General features: G+C 64.1%; 27 protein-coding genes and 1 tRNA gene. 18 read left to right on the plus strand and 10 right to left on the minus strand.

The genetic code is table 11. The annotated features are described in order from the left end of the window. Nucleotides 1-140 precede the first annotated feature (140 nt). The 4 genes from leuC (at nt 141) to JO965_RS01370 (ending at nt 2729) form a co-directional block, all read left to right on the plus strand. Complete coding sequence (gene leuC / locus JO965_RS01355) at nt 141-1544, plus strand: 3-isopropylmalate dehydratase large subunit (RefSeq protein ID WP_203441942.1); 1404 nt, start codon at nt 141-143, stop codon at nt 1542-1544. A gap of 170 nt (nt 1545-1714) precedes the next feature. Next, nucleotides 1715-2002, plus strand: a complete 288-nt coding sequence (locus JO965_RS01360) for a hypothetical protein (protein ID WP_203441943.1) — start codon at nt 1715-1717, stop codon at nt 2000-2002. A gap of 151 nt (nt 2003-2153) precedes the next feature. Continuing rightward, a complete protein-coding gene (locus JO965_RS01365) occupies nt 2154-2546 on the plus strand; it encodes a GFA family protein (RefSeq protein WP_203441944.1) in 393 nt (130 codons plus the stop codon). A 42-nt stretch (nt 2547-2588) separates the two neighbouring features. Further along, nucleotides 2589-2729: a hypothetical protein gene (locus tag JO965_RS01370; RefSeq protein WP_203441945.1), complete on the plus strand. Its 141-nt coding sequence runs from the start codon at nt 2589-2591 to the stop codon at nt 2727-2729. 48 nt (nt 2730-2777) lie between these two features. Here the strand turns inward: JO965_RS01370 and JO965_RS01375 are convergent, their stop codons facing one another. Continuing rightward, nucleotides 2778-3080 carry a hypothetical protein gene (locus tag JO965_RS01375; RefSeq protein WP_203441946.1) on the minus strand — a complete coding sequence of 101 codons (303 nt, stop codon included), beginning with the start codon at nt 3078-3080 and terminating at the stop codon, nt 2778-2780. A 124-nt stretch (nt 3081-3204) separates the two neighbouring features. Here JO965_RS01375 and JO965_RS01380 point away from each other — a divergent pair, with 124 nt between their 5' ends. The 8 genes from JO965_RS01380 (at nt 3205) to leuB (ending at nt 11321) form a co-directional block, all read left to right on the plus strand. Next, nucleotides 3205-3471, plus strand: a complete 267-nt coding sequence (locus JO965_RS01380) for a hypothetical protein (protein ID WP_203441947.1) — start codon at nt 3205-3207, stop codon at nt 3469-3471. A gap of 4 nt (nt 3472-3475) precedes the next feature. Further along, a complete protein-coding gene (locus tag JO965_RS01385; RefSeq protein ID WP_203441948.1) occupies nt 3476-3883 on the plus strand; it encodes a metallopeptidase family protein in 408 nt (135 codons plus the stop codon). 197 nt (nt 3884-4080) lie between these two features. After that, the gene (poxB, locus tag JO965_RS01390; RefSeq protein ID WP_203441949.1) at nt 4081-5814 is read left to right on the plus strand and encodes a ubiquinone-dependent pyruvate dehydrogenase; all 1734 of its coding nucleotides are present in this window, start codon (nt 4081-4083) and stop codon (nt 5812-5814) included. Between the two features lie 111 nt (nt 5815-5925). Continuing rightward, complete coding sequence (gene leuD, locus JO965_RS01395; RefSeq protein WP_203441950.1) at nt 5926-6528, plus strand: 3-isopropylmalate dehydratase small subunit; 603 nt, start codon at nt 5926-5928, stop codon at nt 6526-6528. A 171-nt stretch (nt 6529-6699) separates the two neighbouring features. Further along, nucleotides 6700-7890 carry a lytic murein transglycosylase gene (locus JO965_RS01400; protein WP_203441951.1) on the plus strand — a complete coding sequence of 397 codons (1191 nt, stop codon included), beginning with the start codon at nt 6700-6702 and terminating at the stop codon, nt 7888-7890. A 68-nt stretch (nt 7891-7958) separates the two neighbouring features. After that, nucleotides 7959-8699: a metallophosphoesterase gene (locus tag JO965_RS01405; protein WP_203441952.1), complete on the plus strand. Its 741-nt coding sequence runs from the start codon at nt 7959-7961 to the stop codon at nt 8697-8699. A 3-nt stretch (nt 8700-8702) separates the two neighbouring features. After that, on the plus strand, nt 8703-10112 hold the full coding sequence (locus JO965_RS01410; RefSeq protein ID WP_203441953.1) for a bifunctional serine/threonine-protein kinase/universal stress protein: 1410 nt from the start codon (nt 8703-8705) through the stop codon (nt 10110-10112). A gap of 102 nt (nt 10113-10214) precedes the next feature. Further along, on the plus strand, nt 10215-11321 hold the full coding sequence (leuB, locus tag JO965_RS01415) for a 3-isopropylmalate dehydrogenase (RefSeq protein WP_203441954.1): 1107 nt from the start codon (nt 10215-10217) through the stop codon (nt 11319-11321). A 48-nt stretch (nt 11322-11369) separates the two neighbouring features. Here leuB and JO965_RS01420 read toward each other — a convergent pair whose 3' ends face one another. Next, nucleotides 11370-11705, minus strand: a complete 336-nt coding sequence (locus JO965_RS01420) for a hypothetical protein (RefSeq protein ID WP_203441955.1) — start codon at nt 11703-11705, stop codon at nt 11370-11372. Between the two features lie 140 nt (nt 11706-11845). On the opposite strand from JO965_RS01420, the gene JO965_RS01425 reads away from it, so the two are divergent. After that, a complete protein-coding gene (locus tag JO965_RS01425; protein ID WP_203441956.1) occupies nt 11846-12970 on the plus strand; it encodes a sulfite oxidase in 1125 nt (374 codons plus the stop codon). On the opposite strand, the gene JO965_RS01430 is transcribed toward JO965_RS01425, so the two are convergent. Continuing rightward, the gene (locus JO965_RS01430; protein WP_203441957.1) at nt 12948-13742 is read right to left on the minus strand and encodes a hypothetical protein; all 795 of its coding nucleotides are present in this window, start codon (nt 13740-13742) and stop codon (nt 12948-12950) included. The genes JO965_RS01425 and JO965_RS01430 overlap by 23 nt on opposite strands. A 119-nt stretch (nt 13743-13861) precedes the next feature. On the opposite strand from JO965_RS01430, the gene JO965_RS01435 reads away from it, so the two are divergent. Together JO965_RS01435 and JO965_RS01440 are read left to right on the plus strand one after the other, a co-directional pair. Next, nucleotides 13862-14344: a GNAT family N-acetyltransferase gene (locus JO965_RS01435; protein WP_203441958.1), complete on the plus strand. Its 483-nt coding sequence runs from the start codon at nt 13862-13864 to the stop codon at nt 14342-14344. 269 nt (nt 14345-14613) lie between these two features. After that, nucleotides 14614-15645, plus strand: coding sequence for an aspartate-semialdehyde dehydrogenase (locus tag JO965_RS01440; protein ID WP_203441959.1), 1032 nt, complete (start codon nt 14614-14616; stop codon nt 15643-15645). A 43-nt stretch (nt 15646-15688) separates the two neighbouring features. Here the strand turns inward: JO965_RS01440 and JO965_RS01445 are convergent, their stop codons facing one another. The 3 genes from JO965_RS01445 to JO965_RS01455 are packed head-to-tail and all read right to left on the minus strand — an operon-like array spanning nt 15689 to nt 18065. Then, nucleotides 15689-16369 (minus strand): carbonic anhydrase, encoded by a 681-nt coding sequence (locus tag JO965_RS01445; RefSeq protein WP_203441960.1) that lies wholly within the window; start codon nt 16367-16369, stop codon nt 15689-15691. Between the two features lie 13 nt (nt 16370-16382). Beyond that, nucleotides 16383-17324 carry a threonine/serine dehydratase gene (locus JO965_RS01450; RefSeq protein ID WP_203441961.1) on the minus strand — a complete coding sequence of 314 codons (942 nt, stop codon included), beginning with the start codon at nt 17322-17324 and terminating at the stop codon, nt 16383-16385. 3 nt (nt 17325-17327) lie between these two features. Further along, complete coding sequence (locus JO965_RS01455; RefSeq protein ID WP_203441962.1) at nt 17328-18065, minus strand: DUF429 domain-containing protein; 738 nt, start codon at nt 18063-18065, stop codon at nt 17328-17330. A gap of 190 nt (nt 18066-18255) precedes the next feature. Between JO965_RS01455 and JO965_RS01460 the strand changes: the two genes are divergently transcribed. After that, on the plus strand, nt 18256-19140 hold the full coding sequence (locus JO965_RS01460; RefSeq protein WP_203441963.1) for a CoA ester lyase: 885 nt from the start codon (nt 18256-18258) through the stop codon (nt 19138-19140). A gap of 112 nt (nt 19141-19252) precedes the next feature. Here the strand turns inward: JO965_RS01460 and JO965_RS01465 are convergent, their stop codons facing one another. Genes JO965_RS01465 through JO965_RS01480 form a run of 4 tightly spaced genes read right to left on the minus strand, consistent with a single transcriptional unit; the run spans nt 19253 to nt 21662 of the window. Then, complete coding sequence (locus JO965_RS01465) at nt 19253-19474, minus strand: Trm112 family protein (protein ID WP_203441964.1); 222 nt, start codon at nt 19472-19474, stop codon at nt 19253-19255. Nucleotides 19475-19485: 11 nt separating this feature from the next. Next, nucleotides 19486-20157, minus strand: coding sequence for an LON peptidase substrate-binding domain-containing protein (locus JO965_RS01470; protein WP_203441965.1), 672 nt, complete (start codon nt 20155-20157; stop codon nt 19486-19488). Nucleotides 20158-20186: 29 nt separating this feature from the next. Next, complete coding sequence (gene trxA, locus JO965_RS01475; RefSeq protein WP_203441966.1) at nt 20187-21086, minus strand: thioredoxin; 900 nt, start codon at nt 21084-21086, stop codon at nt 20187-20189. Between the two features lie 51 nt (nt 21087-21137). Continuing rightward, the gene (locus tag JO965_RS01480; protein WP_203441967.1) at nt 21138-21662 is read right to left on the minus strand and encodes a prolyl-tRNA synthetase associated domain-containing protein; all 525 of its coding nucleotides are present in this window, start codon (nt 21660-21662) and stop codon (nt 21138-21140) included. Nucleotides 21663-21880: 218 nt separating this feature from the next. On the opposite strand from JO965_RS01480, the gene JO965_RS01485 reads away from it, so the two are divergent. Both JO965_RS01485 and JO965_RS01490 read left to right on the plus strand, forming a co-directional pair. After that, nucleotides 21881-21955: transfer RNA gene (locus JO965_RS01485), tRNA-Gly, on the plus strand. A gap of 144 nt (nt 21956-22099) precedes the next feature. Continuing rightward, nucleotides 22100-24496, plus strand: a complete 2397-nt coding sequence (locus JO965_RS01490) for a transketolase (protein WP_203441968.1) — start codon at nt 22100-22102, stop codon at nt 24494-24496. Nucleotides 24497-24542 lie beyond the last annotated feature (46 nt).

The following is a 24542-nucleotide window of genomic DNA, read 5'->3' on the forward strand; positions in this document are numbered from 1 at the left end:
CGACAAAAATATAATTGCGCGATACCCTTTGTCTGCTATGCGATCGTTTCAAGGCGGTGTGCGCTCAGGACATCTTCCCGTTCGGACGTGAGACCGCTAAACACGCCAGACCACCATTTTTCGACCGTTGGAAGAGACACATGGCTAAGCCCCGCACCCTCTATGACAAGATCTGGGACGACCACGTCGTCGATCAGCAGGATGACGGGACGTGCCTTCTCTACATTGATCGCCACCTCGTCCATGAGGTGACCAGCCCCCAGGCCTTCGAAGGTCTGCGCGTCGCCGGGCGCCAGGTGCGCCAGCCGCACAAGACCCTGGCCGTGGTCGATCACAACGTGCCGACCTCCGACCGCTCGCACGGCATAGAGGATCCGGAATCGGCCACTCAAGTTGCGACGCTGGCCCAGAACGCCAAGGATTTCGGCGTCGAGTATTATGACGAGCTCGACACCCGCCAGGGCATCGTCCACGTGGTGGGCCCGGAGCAGGGCTTCACGCTGCCCGGCATGACCATCGTCTGCGGCGACAGCCACACCTCGACCCATGGTGCCTTCGGCTCGCTCGCCCATGGCATCGGCACCTCGGAGGTCGAGCACGTGCTCGCCACCCAGACGCTGATCCAGAAGAAGGCCAAGAACATGCGCGTGACCGTGGACGGGCAGCTGCCCGCCGGCGTCACCGCGAAGGACATCATCCTCGCCATCATCGGCGAGATCGGCACCGCCGGCGGCACCGGCCACGTGATCGAATATGCGGGCGAGGCCATCCGGTCGCTCTCGATGGAAGGCCGCATGACGATCTGCAACATGTCGATCGAGGGCGGTGCCCGCGCCGGCATGGTGGCTCCGGACGAGAAGACCTATGCCTATCTGAAGGGTCGTCCCAAGGCGCCGCAGGGCGAGGCCTGGGAAGCGGCCGTGCGCTACTGGGATAGCTTGCGTACGGATGAGGGCGCCTTCTTCGACACCGAGATCCGGCTCGATGCTGCGAACCTGCCGCCCATTGTCACCTGGGGCACCTCGCCTGAGGACGTGGTCTCGATTGCCGGTGTGGTGCCGAACCCGGATGACATCCAGGACGAGAACAAGCGCCGTTCCAAGTGGCGCGCTCTGGAATATATGGGGCTGACGCCCGGCACGAAGATCACCGACATCACGCTTGACCGCGTCTTCATCGGCTCCTGCACCAACGGCCGCATCGAGGATCTGCGCGAAGTGGCGAAGGTGGTCGAAGGCAAGCGCGTCGCCGAGAGCGTCAACGCCATGATCGTGCCCGGCTCCGGTATCGTGAAGATGCAGGCCGAGGCGGAAGGCCTCGACAAGATCTTCAAGGCCGCCGGCTTCGACTGGCGCGAGCCCGGCTGCTCCATGTGCCTCGCCATGAACGCCGACCGCCTCGCGCCCCACGAGCGCTGCGCCTCCACCTCGAACCGCAACTTCGAGGGTCGCCAGGGCTTCAAGGGCCGCACGCACCTCGTCTCGCCAGCCATGGCGGCAGCAGCGGCCATCGCGGGTCGGTTCGTGGACATCCGCTCGTTTTGATATAGTATCCGGCCATGACATACTGCTCATGGCCGATCTTCTCCCTGGCGGTCGCCCTTCCACTGGCGGCGGCTCATCCTGCTCTTGCGCAGAGGCGGGACGATGCCGCTGCTCGGAAGCACTCCTGGGAATGCACCAAGAAACAAAGCGAGTTCGAAAGAACGCTCGGCATGCTGCGGCAATATCCGGATGCCGAGCTCCGATTTTTTCTCGCGAACGAGTCGGGCGCAAAGCCTGATTTTCCTGTCTGCTACAACCGGCGTGAGCGGCTGAAACGAGACATTGAGATTGCTCAATGGAGACAGACGAACTTTCCGGAATGTCGTGCCGTGTTCAACGAACGCGAAGCCAAATTGGACAGAGACGCAAAAGAACGCGGCAGACCGAGAAAATCGATTAAAGAGCGGATTGCAGAATACAACGCCTCCTGCTCGCATACGATGGCGGGCACGCTCTGAAGAACATGGCGAAAAGGCCATGCTCGCATTCGATAGCATATGAGCCAAGGTACGATTGTCTCGGTACATCGCATCCTGGGTAGAGCGTCATGGACGCCCGACGGGGTTCGTTTTAGCCATTCCGACCGCTTGATTTCGGAGGAGACGCAGCATGGACCGATTCACCGGCGGCTGCCTGTGCGGCAAAGTCCGGATCGTGGCGTCGGGACGCCCATACCGGGTCGGCCTTTGTCACTGTCTCGATTGCCGCAAGCATCATGGGGCCCTTTTTCACGCTTCCGCAGTGTTCCCTCAGGATGCGGTGACGATCGACGGCGAAACACGCGACTACGCCGGACGGTTTTTCTGTCCATGCTGCGGCTCGTCCATTTTCTCTCGCACCGCGGACGAAATCGAAGTGAACCTGGGATCCCTGGATGCCCCTGACCAACTGAGGCCAACCTACGAACTCTGGACCATCCGTCGCGAGTCCTGGTTGCCGCTGTTTCCGCTTACGAGACGATACGACCGCGATCGTGACGCCACAGGTCGCTTTGAGGAATAGCACGCACGAACGGCACGAAGGCGCCGTGACGAGGTGACAGGGATGTATGCCTTGATCGATACCTCGAACCAGATGCTTGGGGACAGCACCTTCGACATGGAAGGCGAAATCCGCGCCATCCTCCGGCCGGCCAGACGTCAGGCAACTTCAAGGAAACTATGGGAAAAGGCCGTGACCCGCTGAGGTCACGGCCTTTTCCAAGAACTTTTCCAAGACAAAAGCCTCGATGGCTCAGTCCACATAGGCCCGCCGGCCGGCATAGACGCGACGGCATTCCTCGACCGGACGGCGTACCACCACGCCACTGGGACGGACCCGCTCGCGGATCACGGTCCGGCAGACCGTGCGCGACCGGACCGGACGCACCACGCGCCGCTCGACGATGCGCTCGCGATAGCGCGGAGCGTAATGCCGCTCCTGCGAGACGCGAACGCCCGAGGGGCCGATCCGCACGTCAACACCTTGTGCCGACGCCGCACCGGCGCCGAAAACCACCAGCCCGGCCGCAGCCAGGATACTCAACATCCTACGCATCGTTACCTCGTTAACGCTTGAACTATCCAGGGCTGTTAACGGCGGAGAGCCGGAGGCGTTCCGTTGCGAAGGCGCGATCCAAGCGCCATGGTAAAGCAAGCGTGAATGTTTGGAGGAGGGATCCATGAGTGACCAGGACCGGGAAGCCCGTGAGGCGCGCGAAGCGCTGGAGCGGGTCCAGCGGGATTCGGAGACCCTCGGTTCGTCGGCGCTCGCCCGCATGGGACAGCGCGCGGGAGACCATTTCGGCGCCAAGGACGCCATCGGGGCGGCCGAGGGCGGCGGCACCGATCCGATCGAGCTCTGGGGCCGCCGCATTGGCCGCGCCCTATCGCTCATCGGCGTCGTCATCCTCGCCATCTGGCTTCTGATCCAGTTGAGAATCCTCTGACACCATGACGAGTTTAGCCGATCTCCAGGCTCCCTCCCTCGCCGATCTCGAAACCCTGGCACGGGACGCCTATGCCCGCCTGCCGGAGGAGTTCCGCCGTCTCTGCGAGGGCGTGGTGATCCGGGTCGAGGACTTTCCCGATGATGAGACGATGCGCGAGATGGAGTGCGAAACGCCCTTCGACCTGCTCGGCCTCTTCCGCGGCATCGGCCTCGCCCAAGGCGGTGGGATGATGCACACAGGCCAGTTCCCCAACATGGTCTGGCTCTACCGTCGCCCGATCCTCGATTACTGGGCCGAGCACGAGGAGAGTCTCGGCGGCATCGTCACCCATGTGCTAGTCCACGAGATCGGTCACCATTTCGGCCTCTCCGACGATGACATGGAGACGATTGAAGCGGCTGCCGGCTAGAGCATTTTTGGCGAAGTGGATCCGGTTCGCTGTCAAAAATGCGAAAGCAATGAAGAGAGCTGTTTCCATCTAGGTGGAAACAGCTCCAGGGCTTGCAAGCTACCATCGGCCTGAGGCTGCGCCAGATAGCTCTTGCCCGACGACAAACCGGCTCGCCGCCCGGCGGCCGCATTCCGTCCTTACTCGGGAGAGGATTCATGGCACAGACTGTGGCCGAACAATTCATCGAGATCCTGGCCGCTGCGGGCGTCAAACGCGTTTACGGAATTGTCGGCGATAGCCTCAACGGTCTGACCGACGCCATCCGCCGCCAGGGCGGGATCGAATGGATCCCTGTCCGGCATGAGGAGGTCGCAGCCTTCGCGGCCGGCGCCGAGGCGCATCTGACGGGCGAACTCGCCGTCTGCGCGGGAAGCTGCGGACCGGGCAACCTGCATCTCATCAATGGTCTGTTCGACTGCCATCGCTCGCGCGTGCCGGTGCTCGCCATCGCGGCCCATATCCCGTCGCCTGAGATCGGCAGCGGCTATTTTCAGGAGACGCATCCGGAAAATCTCTTCCGCGAATGCAGCCATTATTGCGAACTCGTCTCCGCTCCCAGCCAGATGCCGCGAACCCTCGAGGTCGCCATCCGCGAGGCATGGGCCAAGCGCGGCGTGTCGGTGCTGGTGTTGCCCGGCGACGTTGCCCTGCAGACGGCCGCTGCGCCATCGACCAAACTCGACGGGCTGCTGCCGCAGGCTCCCGTCATTACGCCCGCGCCGGACGATCTCGACCGTCTCGCGACTCTGCTCAACGACGCTAAGCGCATCACGATCCTGTGCGGCTCGGGCTGCGCCGGGGCTCGTGACGAGCTGCTGGCCTTAGGCGAGCGCCTGCAGGCGCCCATGGTGCATGCCATGCGCGGCAAGGAGCATGTGGCATGGGATAATCCCTACGATGTCGGCATGACCGGGCTGATCGGCTTCTCGTCCGGCTACTACGCCATGTGCGATTGCGATGTCCTGCTGATGCTCGGCACCGATTTCCCTTATCGCCAATTCTATCCGGACGGTGCCGACACGCGCATCGCGCAGGTCGATATCCGCGGTGAGCAGATCGGCCGCCGCGTTGCGGTCGATATCGGCGTGGTGGGCGATGTTCGCGCGACCTTGGCGGCCCTGCGGCCGCTTCTCGATCCGAAGAGCGATGGCAAGCACCTCGCTAAAGCGCGGGAGCATTATGCCAAGGCGCGCCAGGCACTGGACGATCTCGCCGTCGGAAAATCCGGCAAGCGGCCGATCCATCCGCAGCAGGTTGCCAAGGCAATCAGCGATCAGGCGGCCGATGACGCTGTGTTCACCTGTGATGTCGGCCTGCCGACGGTCTGGGCGGCGCGCTATCTCGCAATGAACGGCAAGCGGCGGCTTCTCGGGTCGTTTTGGCATGGCTCGATGGCCAATGCGATGGCGCAGGGGATCGGCGCGCAGGCCGCTTTTCCCGGCAGGCAGGTGATCTCGCTTTCGGGCGACGGCGGCTTCACCATGCTGCTGGGCGATCTCCTCACCCTGACGCAGCAGCGCCTGCCCCTGAAGATCGTGGTGTTCAACAACGGCACTCTGGGTTTCGTCGAGCTCGAGCAGAAATCCACCGGCTTTCTCGATTTCGGCACGGAGCTTCAGAACCCGAACTTCGCAACCATGGCCGGAGCCATCGGTATTCGTGGGATCAGGCTGGAGGATCCGGCCGAGGTGGAGGAGGGGATCGCCGCCGCCCTGGCCCATGACGGGCCAGTCCTGGTCGATGCGGTGGTGAACCGCACGGAGGTCGCCATGCCGCCGTCTATCACCCTCGACATGGCGAAAGGCTTCACCCTCTACATGGTCAAGGCTGTGCTGAGCGGCCGCGCCGACAAGGTCTATGACCTCGCCAAGACGAATCTCTGGCGCTGAGGGCCAGTGCCCATCCCGCCGCGACCATCGTTGGCCTAGCGGTCATCAAAAGCCTTTGATATGAGGCAACTGACGGGCGGTTCGGCTGCCGCCTGAAGGGATGTGAGGACCATGGACAAGTTCACCGTGCTGGAAAGCGTCGCGGCGCCGCTGCGGATCATCAATATCGACACCGATATGATCATCCCCAAGCAGTACCTGAAGACGATCAAGCGCACGGGGCTCGGCACGGGCCTCTTCTCGGAGATGCGCTATCGCGAGGACGGCTCGGAGAACCCGGATTTCGTGCTCAACCAGCCGGCCTACCGCAAGGCCAATATCCTGGTCGCGGGCGACAATTTCGGCTGCGGCTCGTCCCGCGAGCATGCCCCCTGGGCGCTGCTCGATTTCGGCATCCGCTGCGTGATCTCCACCAGCTTCGCCGACATTTTCTACAACAACTGCTTCCAGAACGGCATTCTGCCGATCAAGGTAAGCCCCGAGGACCTGGAAAAGCTGTTCGACGATGCGGAGCGCGGCGCCAATGCCACGCTCACAATCGACCTGGAAAAGCAGGAAATCCGTGGCCCCGATGGCGGCTCGGTCACCTTCGATATCGACCCGTTCAAGAAGCATTGCCTGCTCAACGGTCTCGACGGCATCGGCCTCACCATGGAAAAGGCGCCTGCCATCGATGCCTTCGAGAAGAAGCTCTCCGAGCGCGCCTGGGCTTAACCTCTTTGCCTATTATCCGCCATGGCCGGGCTTGTCCCGGCCATCCACGTCTTAGGAAGCGCAGCGTCTAAAAGGCGTGGATCCCCGAAACAAGTCCGGGGATGACAGGGACAGAACGGATTCCAGTCCCGTTTTCACAAGATTAACCAAATTCCCTGCAATGTGCCGGGCATGAAGACCATTCTTGCCCCCACTCTTCTCGTTCTCGCAAGCCTTGCCGCTGCCGCGCCGGCTATGGCTCAGGCGAATTTCGCCTCGTGCCTGTCTAGCCTGCGCAGTCAGGCTTCTGCCAAGGGCATTTCCGGCCAAGCTTTCGATGTCGCGACCCGCGGCGTCACGCCGGATCTGACGATCCTCGACCTTATGAGCAACCAGCCCGAGTTCAAGACGCCGATCTGGGATTATCTCTCGGCGCTCGTCGACGAGGAGCGGGTGCAGGACGGCCGCACCGCCATGCGCCAATGGGGCCAGGCGCTCGCCTCGGCCGAATCGCGCTTCGGCGTCGACCGCCATGCGATCGCCGGCGTCTGGGGCGTAGAATCCAATTTCGGCAAGGATATCGGCGGCCGGCCGCTGATCCAGTCGCTGTCGACGCTCGTCTGCTACGCGCCGCGCCGCAACGAATATTTCAAGGGCGAGCTGATGGCGACGCTCAAGATCGTGCAGGACGGGGACATCAACCCGGCGAACTTGCGCGGTTCCTGGGCCGGCGCCTTCGGCCATACCCAGTTCATGCCCTCGACCTTTCAGCGGCTTGCCGTCGACGGCGACGGGGATGGGCGCCGCGATATCATGAACTCCGTGCCGGATGCGGTGCATTCGACCGCCAATTTCCTCAAAAAAGCCGGCTGGGTGAACGGCCTGCCCTGGGGCTACGAGGTGCGCCTGCCGGAAAGCTTCAATGCTGGCCTTGCCGGGCGCAAGAACAAGAAGCCGCTTGCCACCTGGGCAGCCATGGGTGTGCGTCGCGTCGACGGACGTCCGCTCGCGGGCAATTACGCCGCCGGCATCATCATTCCGGCCGGCATCAACGGCCCGGCCTTCCTCGTCACCAAGAATTTCGACGCGGTCTATTCCTACAATGCAGCCGAATCCTACGGGCTCGCGATCGCGCTGCTCGGCGACCGGCTGAAGGGCCTGCCCGGCATCCAGACCGCCTGGCCCACTGACGATCCGCCGCTCTCGCGCGCCCAGCGCCGAGAGCTGCAGCAGCTGCTCACCGCCCGCGGCTACGACGTGGGCGAGCCGGACGGCAAGATCGGCGCCAAGACCCGCGAGGCCATCAAGGACGTGGAGCGCCGCATCGGCCTCGAACCGCGCGGCCGTCCGGGCGGCAAGGTGCTGGAAGCGCTGCGAGGGTAAGCTCGCGCGCCTCCCGTAGCCCCATCAGCCAGTTGCAGTGGCAGTGAGTTTGGAGTTGTACTGATTCCATGCTCATCGCCCTTCTCACCGACATCCACGGCAACCGCGAGGCTCTGTCGGCCTGCCTCGCCCATGCGCGCCTGCTTCATGTCGACCGTCTGATTTTTCTCGGCGACTATGTCGGCTACGGCGCCGATCCGGCCTGGGTGGTCGATACGGTCAGGGGACTCGTGGACAAGGGCGCCGTGGCGCTTCTCGGCAATCATGATGCGGCCATCGACGGCTCCGACGAGGATATGAACAGCGTGGCTCGGGAAGCGATCCGCTGGACACGCAATCAGCTCGGGATGGAGCAGCGGCGTTTCCTGGCCGGCCTTCCCCTCATTCATGAGGAGGGGAGCGTCCTTTACGTTCACGCCAACGGCTATGCCCCGCGCAACTGGGACTACATGGCGGGTCCCATGGAGGCGATCCGGCATTTCAGCAGGGTGGACGCGCATATCACCTTCTGCGGGCATGTCCATGTGCCGATGCTTTACCACATGAGCACCACCGCCAAGGTCGGCACCTTCTCGCCGGTGGCGAACAATGACATCCCGCTTCTGCCGACCCGCACCTGGCTCGCCGTGATCGGCGCCGTCGGGCAGCCGCGGGACGGAGTGGCGGCGGCGAATTACGCGGTCTTCGACACGGCCCGCCAGACCCTGCGCTACCTGCGCGTGCCCTATGACTCGGCTGCGGCGGCCCGCAAGGTGCGCGAGGCGGGTCTGCCGGAAAAGCTGGCGCTTCGCCTCGAACAGGGCCGCTGACGCATGCGCTGGCGCTTGCATCCAGGCATGGTGATCGACGGTTTTACCCTCGAGGAAAATCTTGGCACTGGCGGCATGGCGCAGCTCTGGGCGGTCAGGCGTGACGATGACCCGACGCCGCTGATCATGAAGATCCCGATGCTGATCGACAGCGACGATCCGCTTCCCATCGTCTGCTTCGAGACCGAACAGATGATCATGCCGCGCCTGACGGGCCCGCATGTGCCCCGCTTCGTCGCGGCGGGGCCGCTCGATCCCATGCCCTACATCGTCATGGAGCGGATTCCTGGAGAATCGTTGAAGGCGCGGCTCGACGAGGTTCCCCTGCCCTGGCCCGAGGTCGTCGCCATCGGGGCGAAGGTGGCGCATGCTCTGCACGATCTGCATCTCCAGCATGTGATCCATCTCGATATCAAGCCGAGCAACGTGATGATCCGTGAGAGCGGCGAGGCGGTTCTCATCGATTACGGCTTTGCCCGGCACGAGCGCCTGCCCGATCTCCTGGCCGAGGAGTTTCGCGAGCCCTTCGGGACCACGCCCTACATGGCGCCGGAACAGGTGCTGCAGGACCGGGCCGATCCGCGCAGCGATCTCTTTGCCTTCGGCGTGATGCTGTATTTCTTCATCACGGGCGAGCGCCCCTTCGGCAATCCGCGCGGCGGCCAGATCCGCCGTCGCCTGTGGCGCGATCCGGTGCCCCCGCGGGCACTCAATCCCGATTGTCCGCCCTGGCTGCAGGAGGTGATCCTGCGCTGCCTGGAGATCGATCCGGACGACCGTTATGCCACGGCGGCTCAATTGGCCCTGGACCTGGAAAATCCTGCGCAGGTGAAGCTGACCGAGCGCGCCGAGCGATTGGAGCGGGACGGCGGCGTGAAAACCTTCCGGCGCTGGCTCAAAGCGCGCAAGGCGCAACCGCTGGAGACGCCCAACATCGCCGGTCATCTGTCGCGGGCGCCCATCGTGCTCGCCGCCATCGACCTGTCGCCGGGAAGCGAGGATCTCGCCGATTCCTTGCGCATGATGATCGGCCGCATCCTCTCCATTGAAAGCGAGGCGCGCATTGCCTGTGTCAACATCCTGAAGACCTCGCGCATCGCCGTCGACATCCTGGAGGACGAGGAGGGGAGAAGCCTCCATGTCCAGCGCCTTGTTCAGCTCCGGCACTGGGGCGCGGCGCTCGACGTTCCCAAGGAGCGGATCACCTATAGCGTGCTGGAGGCACCCGATCCGGCTTCCGCGCTCGTCGATTATGCCCGCCACAACAATGTCGATCATATCGTCATCGGCGCCCGGGCCTCCTCCGCCTTGCGTCGCTACCTGGGAAGCGTCTCGTCCCGTGTCGTGGCCGAGGCGCCCTGTTCGGTGACGGTCGTGCGGACGCCCAGGGACCGGCGGATCGTGAACGAGTGACCGATCTTCGCCTAACGATCAACGCGACAAAAGCTTGCCAAGCCGTCCGTTCGGCCTTTTAAGAGCCCTGCAATTCAATCACGACAGAACAAGGGTCTTGCCATGGCAACGCACAAGCTTCTCCTTCTCCCCGGCGACGGCATCGGCCCGGAGGTCATGCGCGAGGTCGAGAAGATTGTGGGCTGGTTCCGCAAGCGCGGCGTCGGTTTCGAGACCGAGACGGATCTGGTCGGCGGCTCGGCCTATGACGCCCATGGCGCGTCGATCTCGGAAGCCGCCATGGATCGCGCTCAGGCTGCCGACGCGGTGCTCTTCGGCGCCGTCGGCGGGGCGAAGTGGGACAGCGTGCCTTATGCGGTGCGCCCCGAAGCGGGCCTGCTGCGTCTGCGCAGGGATCTCGGCCTCTTCGCCAACCTGCGTCCGGCGATCTGCTATCCGGCGCTGGCCGATGCCTCCTCGCTCAAGCGCGAGGTGGTGGAAGGCCTCGACATCATGATCGTGCGCGAGCTCACTGGTGGCGTCTATTTCGGCGAGCCGAAGGAGATCGTGACTCTGGAGGACGGCTCCCAGCGCGCCGTCGACACGCAGCTCTATCACACGCATGAGGTGGAGCGTATCGCGCGCGTCGCCTTCGATCTTGCCAAGAAGCGCCGCAACAAGGTTTCCTCGGCCGAGAAATTCAATGTGATGAAGACGGGCGTGTTCTGGCGCCAGGTCGTCACCCGCATCCACAAGGCCGAGTTCTCGGATGTGGAGCTCGAGCACGTGCTCGCCGACAACTGCGCCATGCAGCTCGTGCGCTATCCGAAGCAGTTCGACGTGATCGTCACGGACAACCTCTTCGGCGACATCCTGTCGGACATCGCCGCGATGCTCACCGGTTCGCTCGGCATGCTGCCCTCCGCCTCGCTCGGCGCCGAGGATCCGGCGACCGGCAAGCGCAAGGCGCTCTATGAGCCCGTGCACGGCTCCGCGCCGGACATCGCCGGCAAGGGTCTCGCCAACCCCATCGCCATGATCGGCTCTTTCGGCATGGCGCTGCGCTATTCCTTCGGCCTCCTCGACGAGGCGGATCGCCTGGATAAGGCCATCGCCAACGTGCTCGCCTCCGGTACCCGCACGAAGGACATCGCCGGCCCCGGCATGAACGCCGTGGGCACGCAGGATGTGGGCGATGCCATCGTCAAGGAGCTGGAAGCCCAGTCGTAACAGCAAAAGCCCCGGGCATGACCCGGGGCTTTCCGTTCCAGGGAAAGATTATCGGATCGAGCCTGTCACCCCGACTTCCGGAACACCGAACATGGGGAAGGGGTTGCGCGCGCCGACGAAAGGTCCTCCGATCGGATCGGGCAGCGTGCCTTCGCCGAAGCGGTCCTTCTGGAAACCGTAGGGCGGGTTTGCAATGGAGGAGATCATCGGCGCTGTGACGTAGCGATTCAGCGATCCGACCGGCGCCACTGGGCCGGGATCGAGGAAGCTGCGGGGTTGGACTCGGAGAACGAGGGGACGATCCTGGGCCTGCGCATCAGCCACCACCGAGATGGTCGTGAGCGCAGCCAATGAAGCCAGACCCAAAAGTGCGAAGCGGCGCATGGGTAATCCTCCAAGAACGGCGCCCAGTCCTTGTGCTGTGCGCGATCATCATGTGCGATGATGTCAAAACAAGACGGCCTCCCATAAAATGGTTCCGTCGAAGCGTGACATTTACCAAAGGGTGAGAAGGACAACGGCCGATGCAAGATAAGCCCAAGGCTGGTTTCGATCTATCGGCAAAAAAGGGTCTGAGTCTTCTGGGCGAGACACCGCTGGTTGCCGAGACCCCCGAGGAGTTCCTTGACGACGAGACGACGCCGATCGCGCGCTTCTTCGTTCGCAACAATGGCCTGTTGCCTCCACCGGTAGAGAATGCAGAGGCTTGGAGCTTCACCATCGATGGCGAGGTCGAGTGCCCGCTTCAGCTCACTCTGGCGGAATTGAAAAGCCGCTTCCCGCACAAGACCTTCCGCATGGTGCTCGAATGCGGCGGCAATGGCCGCTCCTTCTTCGCGCCCAAGGCCGAAGGCAATGCCTGGACCAATGGTGGCGCCGGCAGCGCCGAATGGACGGGCGTCTCGCTCGGGGATGTTCTCCGCGAGGCTGGCCTGAAGAAGACCGCGCTATTCACCGGCCATTTCGGCGCCGATCCGGACAAGCATGGCAACTACCAGCATCAGGCCATGTCCCGCGGTGTGCCGCTTGAGAAGGCTCTGGAGGAGCACACGCTTCTCGTCTGGGCCATGAACGGCGAGCCCCTGCCCTTCATCCATGGCGGACCGTTACGCCTGATTGTGCCGGGCTGGCCGGGATCTTTGAGCCAGAAATGGCTCAAACGGATCTGGATCCGCGACCGCGAGCATGATGGACCGGGCATGACGGGGCTTTCGTATCGAATGCCGGTTCAACCCCTGCCGCCGGGTTCTGATGGGGAAGGGGTCGAAACCCGTGTTCTTGAGTCGATGCCGGTGCGCAGCATCGTCACCGCGCCGGCCGATGGCGAGCGTTTTTCGGAAGGCACGCGCTCCATCGAGGTGCGCGGTGCCGCCTGGGCGGGCGACGACGACGTGACGCGGGTCGAGGTGACTCTCGACGGCGGCGCGACCTGGATCGAGGCATCCATGAAACCGCCGCGCAACCGCTACGACTGGGTGCGCTGGCAGGCCAATCTAACCCTGCCCGGCGATGGCTATTACGAGATCCATGCCCGCGCAACCGACAGTAAAGGTCGCGGCCAACCGTTCCGGGCCGCGAACTGGAATCCGAACGGCTATGGCTGCAATGTCATGCACCGGGTCGCGGTTACGGTCGGGCGGGAGGTTTGACCGCCACCGAGGCCGTGCGGGCGCTCGGCCCGCAGGCCTCCGTGCGCTTGCGATCCGCCTGAGCGAAGACTGCCTTCAAGGACGGGCTGGCGGCGCCTGTCAGGGCGATGCCGTCGATGAAGCAGGCGAGCTGCGCTTCATCGGGAGCGGAAGATCCGCAGAGCCAGCCCTGGAAGCCGAATTCGGTCGTCGTGTCCGAGAAGCGGAAGGCCTGGCAGGCCTGTTGGCCCTTGTTCGCCAGGGTCAAGGGTGCAGCTTCCACGGAGCCGAACTTCGTCGCGATCATCTGGCTCTGGCCCTGATGGGCCACTGCGAGGCCGGAGCGCGCCGCCCTGCGGACCGTATCGATATAAAAGCTTCCGGCGGTCTCGGCGATGCCTTGCACGATGGCCACCTGCGCATGGCGGAAGTCGCCGAAGCGCCCGAGAATCAGGGTGTCCTCTCGCGCACCGTTCGCATGCTCGCGTGCTTCCGATGTGACGGAGGCGGATGTGCTTGCCAGCGCATAGATGGCCGGGGAGGGGGACAGCGATTTCCAGGCTGGCGCCGGCGCGACGAGAACAGAGGATGGAACGGCCTTCTGGCGTTGGGCCGGGCGGATATTCTGCTGCTGCTCAATGGCGAAGTAGACCAAGCCGGCGATGCTGCAGGACGACATCAGGACGATGCGCAGCCAGGGCAGGGGCTTCCGGCGCAGGCGACGAGCCGGGCGTTCGTCGACCCATTCGGCGACGTCGTCCTCATCCCATTCGGCATAAACCGCCCGCGGCATCGCTTGAAACCAGTCAACCTGCTGATCACGTCATCCCCATGTTCTACCGTGACACTGGCCAGGCATCGAAAGGTTTTGCTAAGCAAGGTAAACCAAAGCTTAACCGATCAGAGTCCCGCATGCCCGATATCGTCGTCCGCCTCGCCGCCCAGGAGGATGCTGCCGACGTTGCGGCCTTGGTCCGCGCCCTGGATCTGCACTATGTCGGCCCGGATGTGGCTCAACCGATCGAGCCGACACGAGAGATGGTCGAGCGCTCGATGCGAGAGGCTGAAGGGACCCGTTACGCCCTGGCCTACCGCGACGGGCGCGCCATCGGACTGGTCTGCTTCGCCGTGCTGAGGCCCGGTTTCAGGCTCACCGGACTTCTCTTCGTCAAGGAACTATTCGTGGAAAGCCACGCACGGGGTCAGGCGGTCGGTGCCGTGCTCATGCGCTGGCTCGCAGAGCACGCCCGCGCGCAGGGCCTCACCCGAATCGACCTCACGACCGATGGCACCAACACGGGGGCGCAGACGTTCTACGAGCGCCTCGGCGCCGAGCGGATGAACAAGGTGTTCTATCGCTTCAATCTCTCGACCGACGTGCTGACGGGAGATTGAGACCGCTCAAACCCAAGAGAACGCTTGACGGCAGCGTAACTTTGGTGTGTTGCTGGCGGCGTATCGAAGCCCGACCGGGCTTTTGGATGGACGATGGCAATGGCGATGCTCACTCAGACGACGAGCAAAACGAAAACCGCCACGACGGCCGTGAAAACGACGGCCGAATAAGCCTCGTCGTCCCCGGTCCTCTCTCCCGTCGGGGCGAGAGGCGACACCCGAACAGGGTTCTTATATCTCCCGGGGAGAGCGACAACAGGAGAAGTCCAATGGGTTTCAAGATCGCCGTCGTCGGTGCGACCGGCAATGTGGGCCGCGAGATGCTCGGCATCCTCGCCGAGCGGGCCTTCCCGGCCGATGAGGTGGTGGCTCTCGCCTCCCGCCGCAGCCAGGGGACGGAAGTCTCCTACGGCGACAAGACCCTGAAGACGAAGGCTCTCGACACCTACGATTTCTCCGATGTCGATATCTGCCTCATGTCCGCCGGCGGCGAGGTCTCGAAGGAATGGTCGCCGAAGATCGCCGCTCAGGGCGCGGTGGTGATCGATAACTCCTCCGCCTGGCGCTATGACCCGGAGGTGCCGCTGGTGGTGCCGGAGGTGAATGCCGAAGCGCTTCGCGACATGAAGAAGGGCATCATCGCCAACCCGAACTGCTCCACCGCCCAACTCGTCGTGGCCTTGAAGCCGCTTCACGACCGCGCCACCATCAAGCGCGTGGTCGTCGCCACCTACCAGTCGGTCTCCGGCGCGGGCAAGGACGGCATGGACGAACTCGATCGCCAGACCAAGGCGCTCTACTCGCTCCAGGACGTGCAGGAGAAGAAGTTCCCCAAGCGCATCGCCTTCAACCTGATCCCGCACATCGATGTGTTCATGGAGGACGGGTACACGAAGGAAGAGTGGAAGATGGTGGCCGAGACCAAGAAGATTCTCGACCCGAAGATCAAGCTCACGGCAACTTGCGTGCGTGTGCCGGTCTTCATCAGCCACTCGGAAGCGGTGAACCTGGAATTCGAGCAGCCGATCACGGCCGACGAGGCGCGCGACATCCTGCGCGCGGCGCCCGGCATCATGGTGGTCGATAAGCGCGAGCCCGGCGGCTACATCACCCCGCACGAGGCGGCCGGCGAGGACGCCACCTACATCTCCCGCATCCGCGAGGACATCACGGTCGAGAACGGCTTGTCCTTCTGGTGCGTCTCCGACAACCTGCGGAAAGGCGCGGCGCTCAACGCCGTGCAGATCGCCGAAGCCATGGCCAACCGTGGCCTGCTGAAGCCGAAGAGGCAGGCGGCGTAATCATCCAGAAGACAAGAGGCCGCCTCCGGGCGGCCTTTTTCATTTAAAGCGATCCCGCGTCGCGAGCGCTGAACAGGGAAATCCGTTCCGGCACCTCTTCCACCGCCGGCTTGAACGCGCCGGTTTCGGGGTCGCGCACCAGCAGAACGCCGGTTGCCACGCCGAAATAGGCGCCATGGAGCTGCAGCTTGCCGCGCTCCACCAGGATGCGCACGCAGGGGAACGTCATCAGGTTCTTGAGGCTGTTTTCGACGGTGGCCAGCTCCAGGCGCGTCAGATACTCCGCTGGATCGCCTTCGCGCGGGCCGATCCGCTCGGCGGCGGGCGCGATGAGACTCATCCAGCGGCCGATGAAGTCGCCCGGCGAGAGTGGGGCGGTATCATCCGCGAAGGCGCGCACGCCGCCGCAGCGGGCATGGCCGAGCACCACGATATGCTTCACCCGCAGGGCCTGCACGGCGAATTCGAGCGCGGCCGAAGTGCCGTGGTAATCGCCGCCGGTCTCGAAGGGTGGCACGAGATTGGCCACGTTGCGGACGACAAACATCTCGCCGGGGCTCGCATCGAAGATGACCTCCGGCGAGACGCGGCTGTCGCAGCAGCCGATGATCATGACCTCGGGCGATTGTCCTTTTTCCGCCAGAGCCTCGTAACGGTTCCTCTCGCGTGGAAGGCGTTCGTCGAGAAAGGCGCGGTAGCCTTCGGTCAGACGTTGCGGGAACATGGGCGTCCTTCCATTACGGGTGGGTGATCTCGGCAAGCTTGGCGAGTTCGACATTGGCTCCGCACAGGAGCACGCCGATCCGCTCGCCTGAGCGGGGGTTATAGGCACCTGAGATGAGCGCCGCCAGTGCGGCAGCTCCGCCGGGTTCGGATGCAATGCGATAATCGCGCCAGAGCAACCTCTGCGCATCGCGAATCGCCACGTCGGTGACGAGCGCTACGTGATCGACCGTGCGGCTGCAGATGGAATAGACCAGATCGCCGGTGTTCTTCGCGCCGAGCGAATCGGCCGCCACCGAATCCACGTCCACATCGACGGGCCGTCCGGCTTCGAGCGAGGCATGGAGCGCGCGCGAGCCCTCCGGCTCGACGCCCACGACCTTCACGCGACCCGCCCACCAGCTCGACACGCCGCTGATCAGCCCGCCGCCGCCCACGGCGACGAGGACGGTATCGAGGGCTGGACCATCCTGCTCCCATTCGAGCGCGGCCGTACCTTGACCGATCATGGTGCTCTCGGCCGCGAAGGGATGGATGCGTAGCGCCCCGCTCTCCTCCACGTAGAGATCGCAGGCCGCTTGCGCATCGGCATAGCGCGCCCCGCCGATGACCACCTCGGCGCCGTGCGAACGGATGACAGCGATCTTGGCGGGACTCGAGATTTCCGGCACGAAGATGCGCGCCCTCACGCCGAGTTGGCTGGCCGCATAGGCCACTGCCGCACCGTGATTACCGCCCGAGGCTGCCGCGACGCCCGCGGCAGGGACCTCTTTCGAGAGCAGTGTGTTGAAGGCGCCGCGGGTCTTGAACGAGCCCGCGTGCTGCAGGAATTCGAGCTTCAGGCTCACCGGCCCGTCATGGCCGAAGGCGTTGCCCAAGTTCAGGACCGGTGTGCGGCGAACATGGGGGGCGATGCGGGCATGGGCCGCTTCGATCTCGGAGCGTGTGATGGTCATGAGCTACCTGCGGAGCGTCCAGATGGCGACCGGAAGGCCGTGTGCGTCACGGCCGGGCGGATCGGGAAAAGATTGTCCCCCACCTCTCGCGAGATCGAGCGCCACGGTCAACCCCGCAAGCGCATCGAGAAAATCGTCCTGGGCGGCTCCGCGTGGAGGGGGAGCCTCGATGAGAGCATCGGGAAGAAGCCCGGATTCCCTAAGAAGCTCGCGACGAAGCGCCATGCCGGGACCGTAGGGAACGCCCTTCACCTTCTTCGGCTGGAGGAGCGCCTGGCATTCGTTCAGTGCCCAGAAGGCGAGTTCGGGATGCACCTCGTAGACGCGCGGCATGAGATCGGGCCGCGCCCGCAACAGGGCATCGATCTCGCGGATCTTCGGGAAGATGGCGAAGCCCTGCCGCGAAACCTTTCGCGACGGGTCAGAGGTCGCAGCCGCGATGGTGCAGGCCTCGGCGTAATCCATCGCCTCGACGGCGCTACGCGAGGGAATGGCGAAAACGGAGGATTGCCGCTCGCCGAGCAAGGAACGAATCAACTGCTCCGGTGCGCGGCCCGATCCTTGTGTCCGGTCGGGCAGGCCGATGGGCATATCGACGGCGATCACGGCAGGCTGCTCCGGGGCATCTGCAATATCGGCGAGCGTCGACGCCGTCACGATGCGATGGGTGTTACGATCATCCACCCGCATGAGCACCGCGATCCACCCGGCCCGGCAGCCATCGACCCCTGCAACCCACATTGATCATCGTCTCCTCGTCATCCCCGGGCTCGTCCCGGGGATCCACGTCTTATTCTGCATAGTGCTAAAGGCGTGGAGGGCCGGAACAAGTCCGGCCATGACGGCTCTATGTCGTTTCGCAAGCTGGGAATGACACTGTTCTTCGCGTTGGACCACCACTAAAACCGATCTGTCGCTCGAGGAAAAAGCCATGACCCCAATTCGTCCGCGCCGCAGTGCCCTCTACATGCCCGGCTCCAATGCCCGCGCGATCGACAAGGCGAAGACCCTCACGGCCGATGTGGTGATCTTCGACCTGGAGGACGCAGTAGCGCCCGATGCGAAGGCGCAGGCTCGCGAGCAGGTTTGCTCTGCGGTGAAGGCGGGCGGCTATGGACAGCGGGAATTGGTGATTCGCATCAACGCGCTCGAAACGCCCTGGGGCGAGGCGGATCTCGCAGCCGCCGTCGCGGCCGCTCCCGATGCGATTCTCGTTCCAAAAGTCTCCTCGGCGGAACCGCTCGCAGCGGTGGGCCTGCGCTTGCGCAAGCTCGGCGCCGCAGAGCGCACCAAGGTCTGGGCGATGATCGAGACGCCGCTCGCGATCCTGCGGGCGGAATCCATCGCGAGCGCGGCGCATGACGTCGACACGCGGCTGGCCTGCTTCGTCATGGGCACCAACGATCTCGCCAAGGACACCCGTGCCCGCCTGCTGCCGGGACGCGCGGCGATGCTGCCCTGGCTGATGACGGCGCTCGCCGCCGCGCGGGCGCATGGCATCGACATTCTCGACGGGGTCTACAACGACTTGTCCGACACAGAGGGCTTTCGCACTGAGTGCGAGCAGGGACGCGATTGCGGCTTCGACGGCAAGACGGTGATCCATCCGGATCAGATCGCTGCTGCCAATGAGATCTTTGCGCCCTCGGCGGGCGAGATCGAAAGCGCACGCACCATCGTTGCGGCGTTCGAGCAGCCGGAGAACGCGGGCAAGGGAGCCATCAGCCTCAACGGCCGCATGGTCGAGCGGCTTCACGCGGAGATGGCGAAGCGGACGCTGGCGCTAGCGGAGGCAATTACCAAACTGGCGCAGTAAGTGGTCATCCCGGGGCTGCGTAGCAGAGCCCGGGATCGCGAGACCAGTATGGCGTCTTGTTCTGCATACGGTCCCGGATCGCCTGCGGCGTCCGGGATGACGTTGAAATGATTCAATCCCCCAGCGGCCGCGCCTCTTCCGGCAGCATGATCGGGATGCCGTCGCGGATGGGATAGGCGAGTTTGGCGCGGCGGCTGATCAGCTCCTGCCGGGCCGCGTCGTATTCGAGCGTTTCCTTAGTGAGCGGGCAGACGAGAAGCTCCAGGAGCTTGGGGTCGATCCGCGTCGCCTCCACGGGCTGGGGCGTTTCGGCCGGATTCGTATCTGGAACCATCGTTCAATGTCCTATTGCAGGGTCGAGTCGGAGCTGGCGCCGCCGCGGGCAAGCTCGATCTCGGTGAGCGCGATGAGCACTTCCGCCCGGGTCTTGAGGTTCGGCGCTTCGAGCAGCGCCTGTTTCTCGCGCACCCCGAAGGGGCTCATCATGCATAAGGCATTCACGAGGGCCTCGTTGGGGGCCTCCTCGATGCCGCGCCAATCGACCTTCACATGCACCGCGTTGACGAAATCGCGCAGAGCCTTCACCACGCCGGCGCGGTCCACGTCGTTCTCGCCGGCGCGGGCGGTGAAGTCATCGGTAAACGGCTCGAATGTCACCCGGCATTGGCGGTACAGGTTGACTGGCGGGAGCTCCTCCTCGATGCGGAAGCGCGCGATGCCGATCAGCGTGACGAGATAGCGCCCGTCGCCGGTCTCGGCGAGCTGCGTGATGCGGCCGGCACATCCGACCCGATAGAGCTTCGGCACATTCGCCAGCGGATCGTTGTCCGCATCGGGCTGCACCATGCCGATGATGCGGTCGGTCTTCAGTGTCTCATCGACCATCGCCAGATAGCGCGGCTCGAAGATGTTGAGGGGCATCTGTCCGCGCGGCAGAAGAAGCGCACCTGGGAGCGGGAAGACGGGGATGACCGACGGGCAATCCTCCGGCCCTCGGTATACCGCGTTCATTCCCATCCCGATCTCCTAAGTCGCGTTGGACAGCGTCAAGAGAACAGGAGCGAGGAGAGCCTCCGCCGCCCTGCCAGCGTCATCGCGTCCATCGGGCCCCAGGCCTCGAAGAACTGAACGAGCTGCTTGCGCGCGCCGTCATCGTTCCAATTGCGGTCGCGGCGGACGATTTCAAGGAGGTGATTGGCAGCTTCTTCCCGCTGTCCACGGGCATTCAGGCCGACCGCCAGATCGAAGCGCGCCTGATGGTCTTCTGGATCGGTCTCGATCTTGCGCTGGAGATCCGCAAGATCGCCGAGAGAGCCCGCCTGCTCGGCGAGTTCGATGGCTGCCCGCGCACCGGTGAGCGCCGGATCATTGGCTTTCGCCTCCGGCGCCATGGCGAGGAACCGCTTGGCGCCTTCCAGATCGCTCACCTCCACATGGAGCTTCACGAGGGCTGCCAGGGCCGCGATGTTCTCCGGGTCCTGGGCGAGAACGGCGGAATAGAGCTCGGCCGCTCCGCCGATATCGCCGGCGGCGAGGAGCCGGTCGGCCTCGGCCAGGATCTCCTCAGCCGCGCTTGGGCCGAGCGGTCCGACGAGGCGCTCGATGAAGCTCTTGATCTGGCTTTCCGGTAGGGCACCCATGAAGCCGTCCACCGGCTGGCCGCGCTGGAAGGCGAAGACGGCGGGGATCGACTGCACGCCGAGCTGCCCTGCGATCTGCGGGTGCTCGTCGATGTTCATCTTCACCAGCTTCACCTTGCCGCCGGCATCGCGCACGGCCTTCTCGAGGATCGGCGTGAGCTGCTTGCAGGGGCCGCACCAGGGGGCCCAGAAATCGACCAGCACAGGCTGCTGCATCGACTCGGCCAGAACATCTTGGCGGAAATTCGCCGTGGTGGTGTCCTTCACGAGATCGTCGGAGGAGGGAACGGGGGTATCGGACAGCATGCGATCCTCGAGAGGTGAGAGTCGTGAGAAGGACGCTCCTTACATGGGAGCTTAAGCGTTGTCTGGCAATTCCGCCGGCTCCGGCAGTCGCAGGATGAGCGGATCGTGCCCCGTGGCCCGCAGGAAGGTCACCAGATCCTCCCGGGACACGCCGGTGGTCATGGAATTGACCAGCGGGTGAAAATTCACCCGCTCATGCTCCATGAGATTGGCGTCGAGCACCATCGTGACCTTGCCTTCCGTATCGTTCACCACCGCGAAGGCGGTGACCGAGCCGGGCTCGACCCCGAGCAGGTCGCGCAGCTGCTCGGCCGAGCCGAAAGAGAGGCGGCCGGAGGCGCCGATGGCCTCGTGCGTGCGCTTGAGGTCGATAGCGGTATCGTGCTTGGCGGAAATCAGGAAGAAGCGGCCCTTCTTGTCCTTCACGAACAGATTCTTGGAATGGGCGCCCGGAACCTCCTCCTTGACCGATTTCGATTCGGCCACCGTGAAGACGGGCATATGTTCCACCGTCTCGGTCTCGATGCCGAGCGAGGACAGGCGATCCAGGAGTTCCTGCGGGGACAGATGGGCCAAGACGATCCTCCATATCGGCCTGCGTTCTAGAGCATCGGCCCCAAAAGTGGAAACCACTTTTGGAACCCATCCGATGCTCACTTTTCCGCACGATGCGCTAGCGACCGGATGAAGCAGGCTCAAGGGTTTGCCGGAAAAGTTCTGCAGGACCCACTTGCAATGCGCCGCGTTTTGGGGCACATCACGGGCCTCGCAACGACGCCCCGGCGTCGCGGAGCGCGGGTGTAGCTCAGGGGTAGAGCACAACCTTGCCAAGGTTGGGGTCGAGGGTTCGAATCCCTTCGCCCGCTCCAATTTCTCTCAAATTCGAGAGACTTACGAAGGCCCGCCATCTGGCGGGCTTTTCGTTTTTCAATCCCCTCCCAAAGCCCAAGGGACTTGGGCCTCGCCTCCCAAAAGCTTCGGGCGTATATCTCGGCCAAACCGGGAGAAAGTACATGGCGGACGCGCGGCACCTGAGCATCTTGAAGGAACTCGAGCGCAAGGTGCTCTGGCTCTCCACCTGGACGATCCATAACGCCAATCACCTGCGTCCCAATGAGGACGGGTTGAAGATCGGCGGCCATCAGGCCTCCTCGGCCTCGCTCTCCACCATCCTGACGGCGCTCTACTTCTCGGTGCTGCGTCCGGAGGACCGGGTGGCGGTTAAGCCGCATGCGAGCCCGATCTACCATGCCATCCAGTATCTCTTCGACCGCCAGACCCGCGAGAAGCTGGAGAATTTCCGCGGCTACAAGGGCGCGCAATCCTATCCGTCCCGCACCAAGGACATCGACGATGTCGATTTCTCCACCGGCTCGGTGGGCCTCGGCGTCGCGCAGACGCTCTTCGCCAGCCTCGTGCAGGATTACGTGAAGGCCCATGGCTGGGCCAAGGACAAGCCCGAGGGCCGCATGATCTCCCTCGTGGGCGATGCGGAGATGGACGAGGGCAACATATTCGAGGCGCTGCTCGAAGGCTGGAAACATGGCATCCGCAACACGTGGTGGATCATCGACTACAACCGCCAGAGCCTCGACGCAGTGATCCGCGAGGGCCTGTGGGAGCGCTTCGAGGCGCTGTTCCGCAATTTCGGCTGGGACGTGGTGATCCTCAAGCACGGCGCGCTGATGCAGGAGGCCTTCAAGGAGCCCGGCGGCGAGCGTCTGCGCGACTGGATCGATTCCTGCCCGAACCAACTCTACTCGGCCCTGACCTACCAGGGCGGAGCCGCCTGGCGCAAACGCCTCCTCGACGATCTCGGCGATCAGGGGCCGGTGACACGCCTCATCGAGAAGCGCTCGGACGAGGAGCTGGCACAGCTCATGTCCAATCTCGGCGGGCACGACCTGCCGAGCCTGCTCGACGCCTTCGAGAAGGCGCGCCAGCACGACCGGCCGGTCTGCTTCCTGGCCTACACGATCAAAGGTTTCGGGCTGCCGCTCGCCGGCCACAAGGACAACCATTCCGGCATGCTGACGCCGACCCAGATGGAGGCCTGGCAGAAGACGCAAGGCGTGCGGCCGGGGCATGAATGGGACAAGTTCGAGGGTCTGAAGCTCCCGCAGGCGGAGATCGAGCGCTTCCTGAACGAGGTCCCGTTCATCCAGAAGGGCATACGGCGCTACACCGCACCGCAGGTGCCGGTGCCCGAAAAACTCATCTTCCCGGCCAATCCGGCCATGTCGACCCAGCAGGGCTTCGGCTTCATTCTCAACGAGCTCGCCCGCTCCGACCATGCGCTCGCCTCGCGCGTCGTCACCACGGCGCCGGATGTCACCGTCTCGACCAATCTCGGCGCCTGGGTAAACCGGCGCGGGCTCTATGCCCGCGAGAGCCTCGTCGACACCTTCAAGAAGGAACGGATTCCCTCGACCTACAATTGGGAATTCTCGCCGTCCGGCCAGCATATCGAACTCGGCATCGCCGAGATGAACCTGTTCATCGTGCTCTCGGCGCTTGGCCTCTCGCATTCGCTTTTCGGCGAGCGGATTCTTCCCATCGGCACCCTCTACGACCCGTTCATCTATCGTGGTGCCGACGCGCTCAACTATGCCTGCTACCAGGATGCCCGCTTCATGATCGTCGCCACGCCCTCAGGGATAACGCTGGCGCCGGAGGGCGGCGCGCATCAATCCATCGGCACGCCGCTGGTCGGTATGGCGCAGGACGGATTGGCCTCGTTCGAGCCAGCCTTCGTCGATGAGCTCGCGGTGATCATGCGCTGGGCCTTCGACTACATGCAGCGCGACGGCGAGGGCGAGCCGGACGAGAGAACATGGCTACGCGACGAGACCGGCGGCTCGGTATATCTTCGCCTCTCCACTCGTAGCCTCGAGCAGCCACAGCGCGAGATGAGTCCGGAACTCGCCTCCGACATCATGGCCGGCGCCTATTGGCTGCGGAAACCCGGTCCCAATGCCCAGGTGGTCGTGGCCTATACCGGGGCCGTCGCGCCGGAAGCCATCGAGGCCGTGGGCCTCATGGCCGAGGACCGGCGCGATATCGGCCTCTTGGCTATCACCTCGGCCGACCGGCTCAATGCCGGCTGGACGGCGGCGCAGCGCGCCCGCGAGCGCGGCCTCGTCCATGCCCGGTCTCATGTGGAGCGCCTGCTCGCTGATGTGCCGCCCCATTGCGGGCTGATCACGGTGATCGACGGCCATCCGGCGACGCTCGCTTGGATGGGGTCGGTCATGGGCCACCGCACACGCTCTCTCGGCGTGGAGCATTTCGGCCAGACCGGCACGATCAAGGACCTCTACCGCCATTTCGGCATCGACGCCCAGGGCATCATCTCCGCCGCCGAGATGATCGCGCCCGGCCGCCCGATCCGGCATCTCAGGGCCGTGTGAGGACAGTCTCGAGAAAAGAGAGGACTTTTTCGAAAGCGGCGAAATG

This window comes from Microvirga sp. VF16, from assembly GCF_016864375.1.
Classification (GTDB): Bacteria; Pseudomonadota; Alphaproteobacteria; order Rhizobiales; family Beijerinckiaceae; genus Microvirga.

Bases quoted from the DNA above. Each gene is read 5' to 3' on its own strand.
- leuC (WP_203441942.1), top strand. From the start codon at position 141: ATGGCTAAGCCCCGCACCCTCTATGACAAGATCTGGGACGACCACGTC.
- JO965_RS01360 (WP_203441943.1), top strand. From the start codon at position 1,715: ATGCTGCGGCAATATCCGGATGCCGAGCTCCGATTTTTTCTCGCGAAC.
- JO965_RS01365 (WP_203441944.1), top strand. From the start codon at position 2,154: ATGGACCGATTCACCGGCGGCTGCCTGTGCGGCAAAGTCCGGATCGTG.
- JO965_RS01370 (WP_203441945.1), top strand. From the start codon at position 2,589: ATGTATGCCTTGATCGATACCTCGAACCAGATGCTTGGGGACAGCACC.
- JO965_RS01375 (WP_203441946.1), bottom strand. From the start codon at position 3,080: ATGCGTAGGATGTTGAGTATCCTGGCTGCGGCCGGGCTGGTGGTTTTC.
- JO965_RS01380 (WP_203441947.1), top strand. From the start codon at position 3,205: ATGAGTGACCAGGACCGGGAAGCCCGTGAGGCGCGCGAAGCGCTGGAG.
- JO965_RS01385 (WP_203441948.1), top strand. From the start codon at position 3,476: ATGACGAGTTTAGCCGATCTCCAGGCTCCCTCCCTCGCCGATCTCGAA.
- poxB (WP_203441949.1), top strand. From the start codon at position 4,081: ATGGCACAGACTGTGGCCGAACAATTCATCGAGATCCTGGCCGCTGCG.
- leuD (WP_203441950.1), top strand. From the start codon at position 5,926: ATGGACAAGTTCACCGTGCTGGAAAGCGTCGCGGCGCCGCTGCGGATC.
- JO965_RS01400 (WP_203441951.1), top strand. From the start codon at position 6,700: ATGAAGACCATTCTTGCCCCCACTCTTCTCGTTCTCGCAAGCCTTGCC.
- JO965_RS01405 (WP_203441952.1), top strand. From the start codon at position 7,959: ATGCTCATCGCCCTTCTCACCGACATCCACGGCAACCGCGAGGCTCTG.
- JO965_RS01410 (WP_203441953.1), top strand. From the start codon at position 8,703: ATGCGCTGGCGCTTGCATCCAGGCATGGTGATCGACGGTTTTACCCTC.
- leuB (WP_203441954.1), top strand. From the start codon at position 10,215: ATGGCAACGCACAAGCTTCTCCTTCTCCCCGGCGACGGCATCGGCCCG.
- JO965_RS01420 (WP_203441955.1), bottom strand. From the start codon at position 11,705: ATGCGCCGCTTCGCACTTTTGGGTCTGGCTTCATTGGCTGCGCTCACG.
- JO965_RS01425 (WP_203441956.1), top strand. From the start codon at position 11,846: ATGCAAGATAAGCCCAAGGCTGGTTTCGATCTATCGGCAAAAAAGGGT.
- JO965_RS01430 (WP_203441957.1), bottom strand. From the start codon at position 13,742: ATGCCGCGGGCGGTTTATGCCGAATGGGATGAGGACGACGTCGCCGAA.
- JO965_RS01435 (WP_203441958.1), top strand. From the start codon at position 13,862: ATGCCCGATATCGTCGTCCGCCTCGCCGCCCAGGAGGATGCTGCCGAC.
- JO965_RS01440 (WP_203441959.1), top strand. From the start codon at position 14,614: ATGGGTTTCAAGATCGCCGTCGTCGGTGCGACCGGCAATGTGGGCCGC.
- JO965_RS01445 (WP_203441960.1), bottom strand. From the start codon at position 16,369: ATGTTCCCGCAACGTCTGACCGAAGGCTACCGCGCCTTTCTCGACGAA.
- JO965_RS01450 (WP_203441961.1), bottom strand. From the start codon at position 17,324: ATGACCATCACACGCTCCGAGATCGAAGCGGCCCATGCCCGCATCGCC.
- JO965_RS01455 (WP_203441962.1), bottom strand. From the start codon at position 18,065: ATGTGGGTTGCAGGGGTCGATGGCTGCCGGGCCGGGTGGATCGCGGTG.
- JO965_RS01460 (WP_203441963.1), top strand. From the start codon at position 18,256: ATGACCCCAATTCGTCCGCGCCGCAGTGCCCTCTACATGCCCGGCTCC.
- JO965_RS01465 (WP_203441964.1), bottom strand. From the start codon at position 19,474: ATGGTTCCAGATACGAATCCGGCCGAAACGCCCCAGCCCGTGGAGGCG.
- JO965_RS01470 (WP_203441965.1), bottom strand. From the start codon at position 20,157: ATGGGAATGAACGCGGTATACCGAGGGCCGGAGGATTGCCCGTCGGTC.
- trxA (WP_203441966.1), bottom strand. From the start codon at position 21,086: ATGCTGTCCGATACCCCCGTTCCCTCCTCCGACGATCTCGTGAAGGAC.
- JO965_RS01490 (WP_203441968.1), top strand. From the start codon at position 22,100: ATGGCGGACGCGCGGCACCTGAGCATCTTGAAGGAACTCGAGCGCAAG.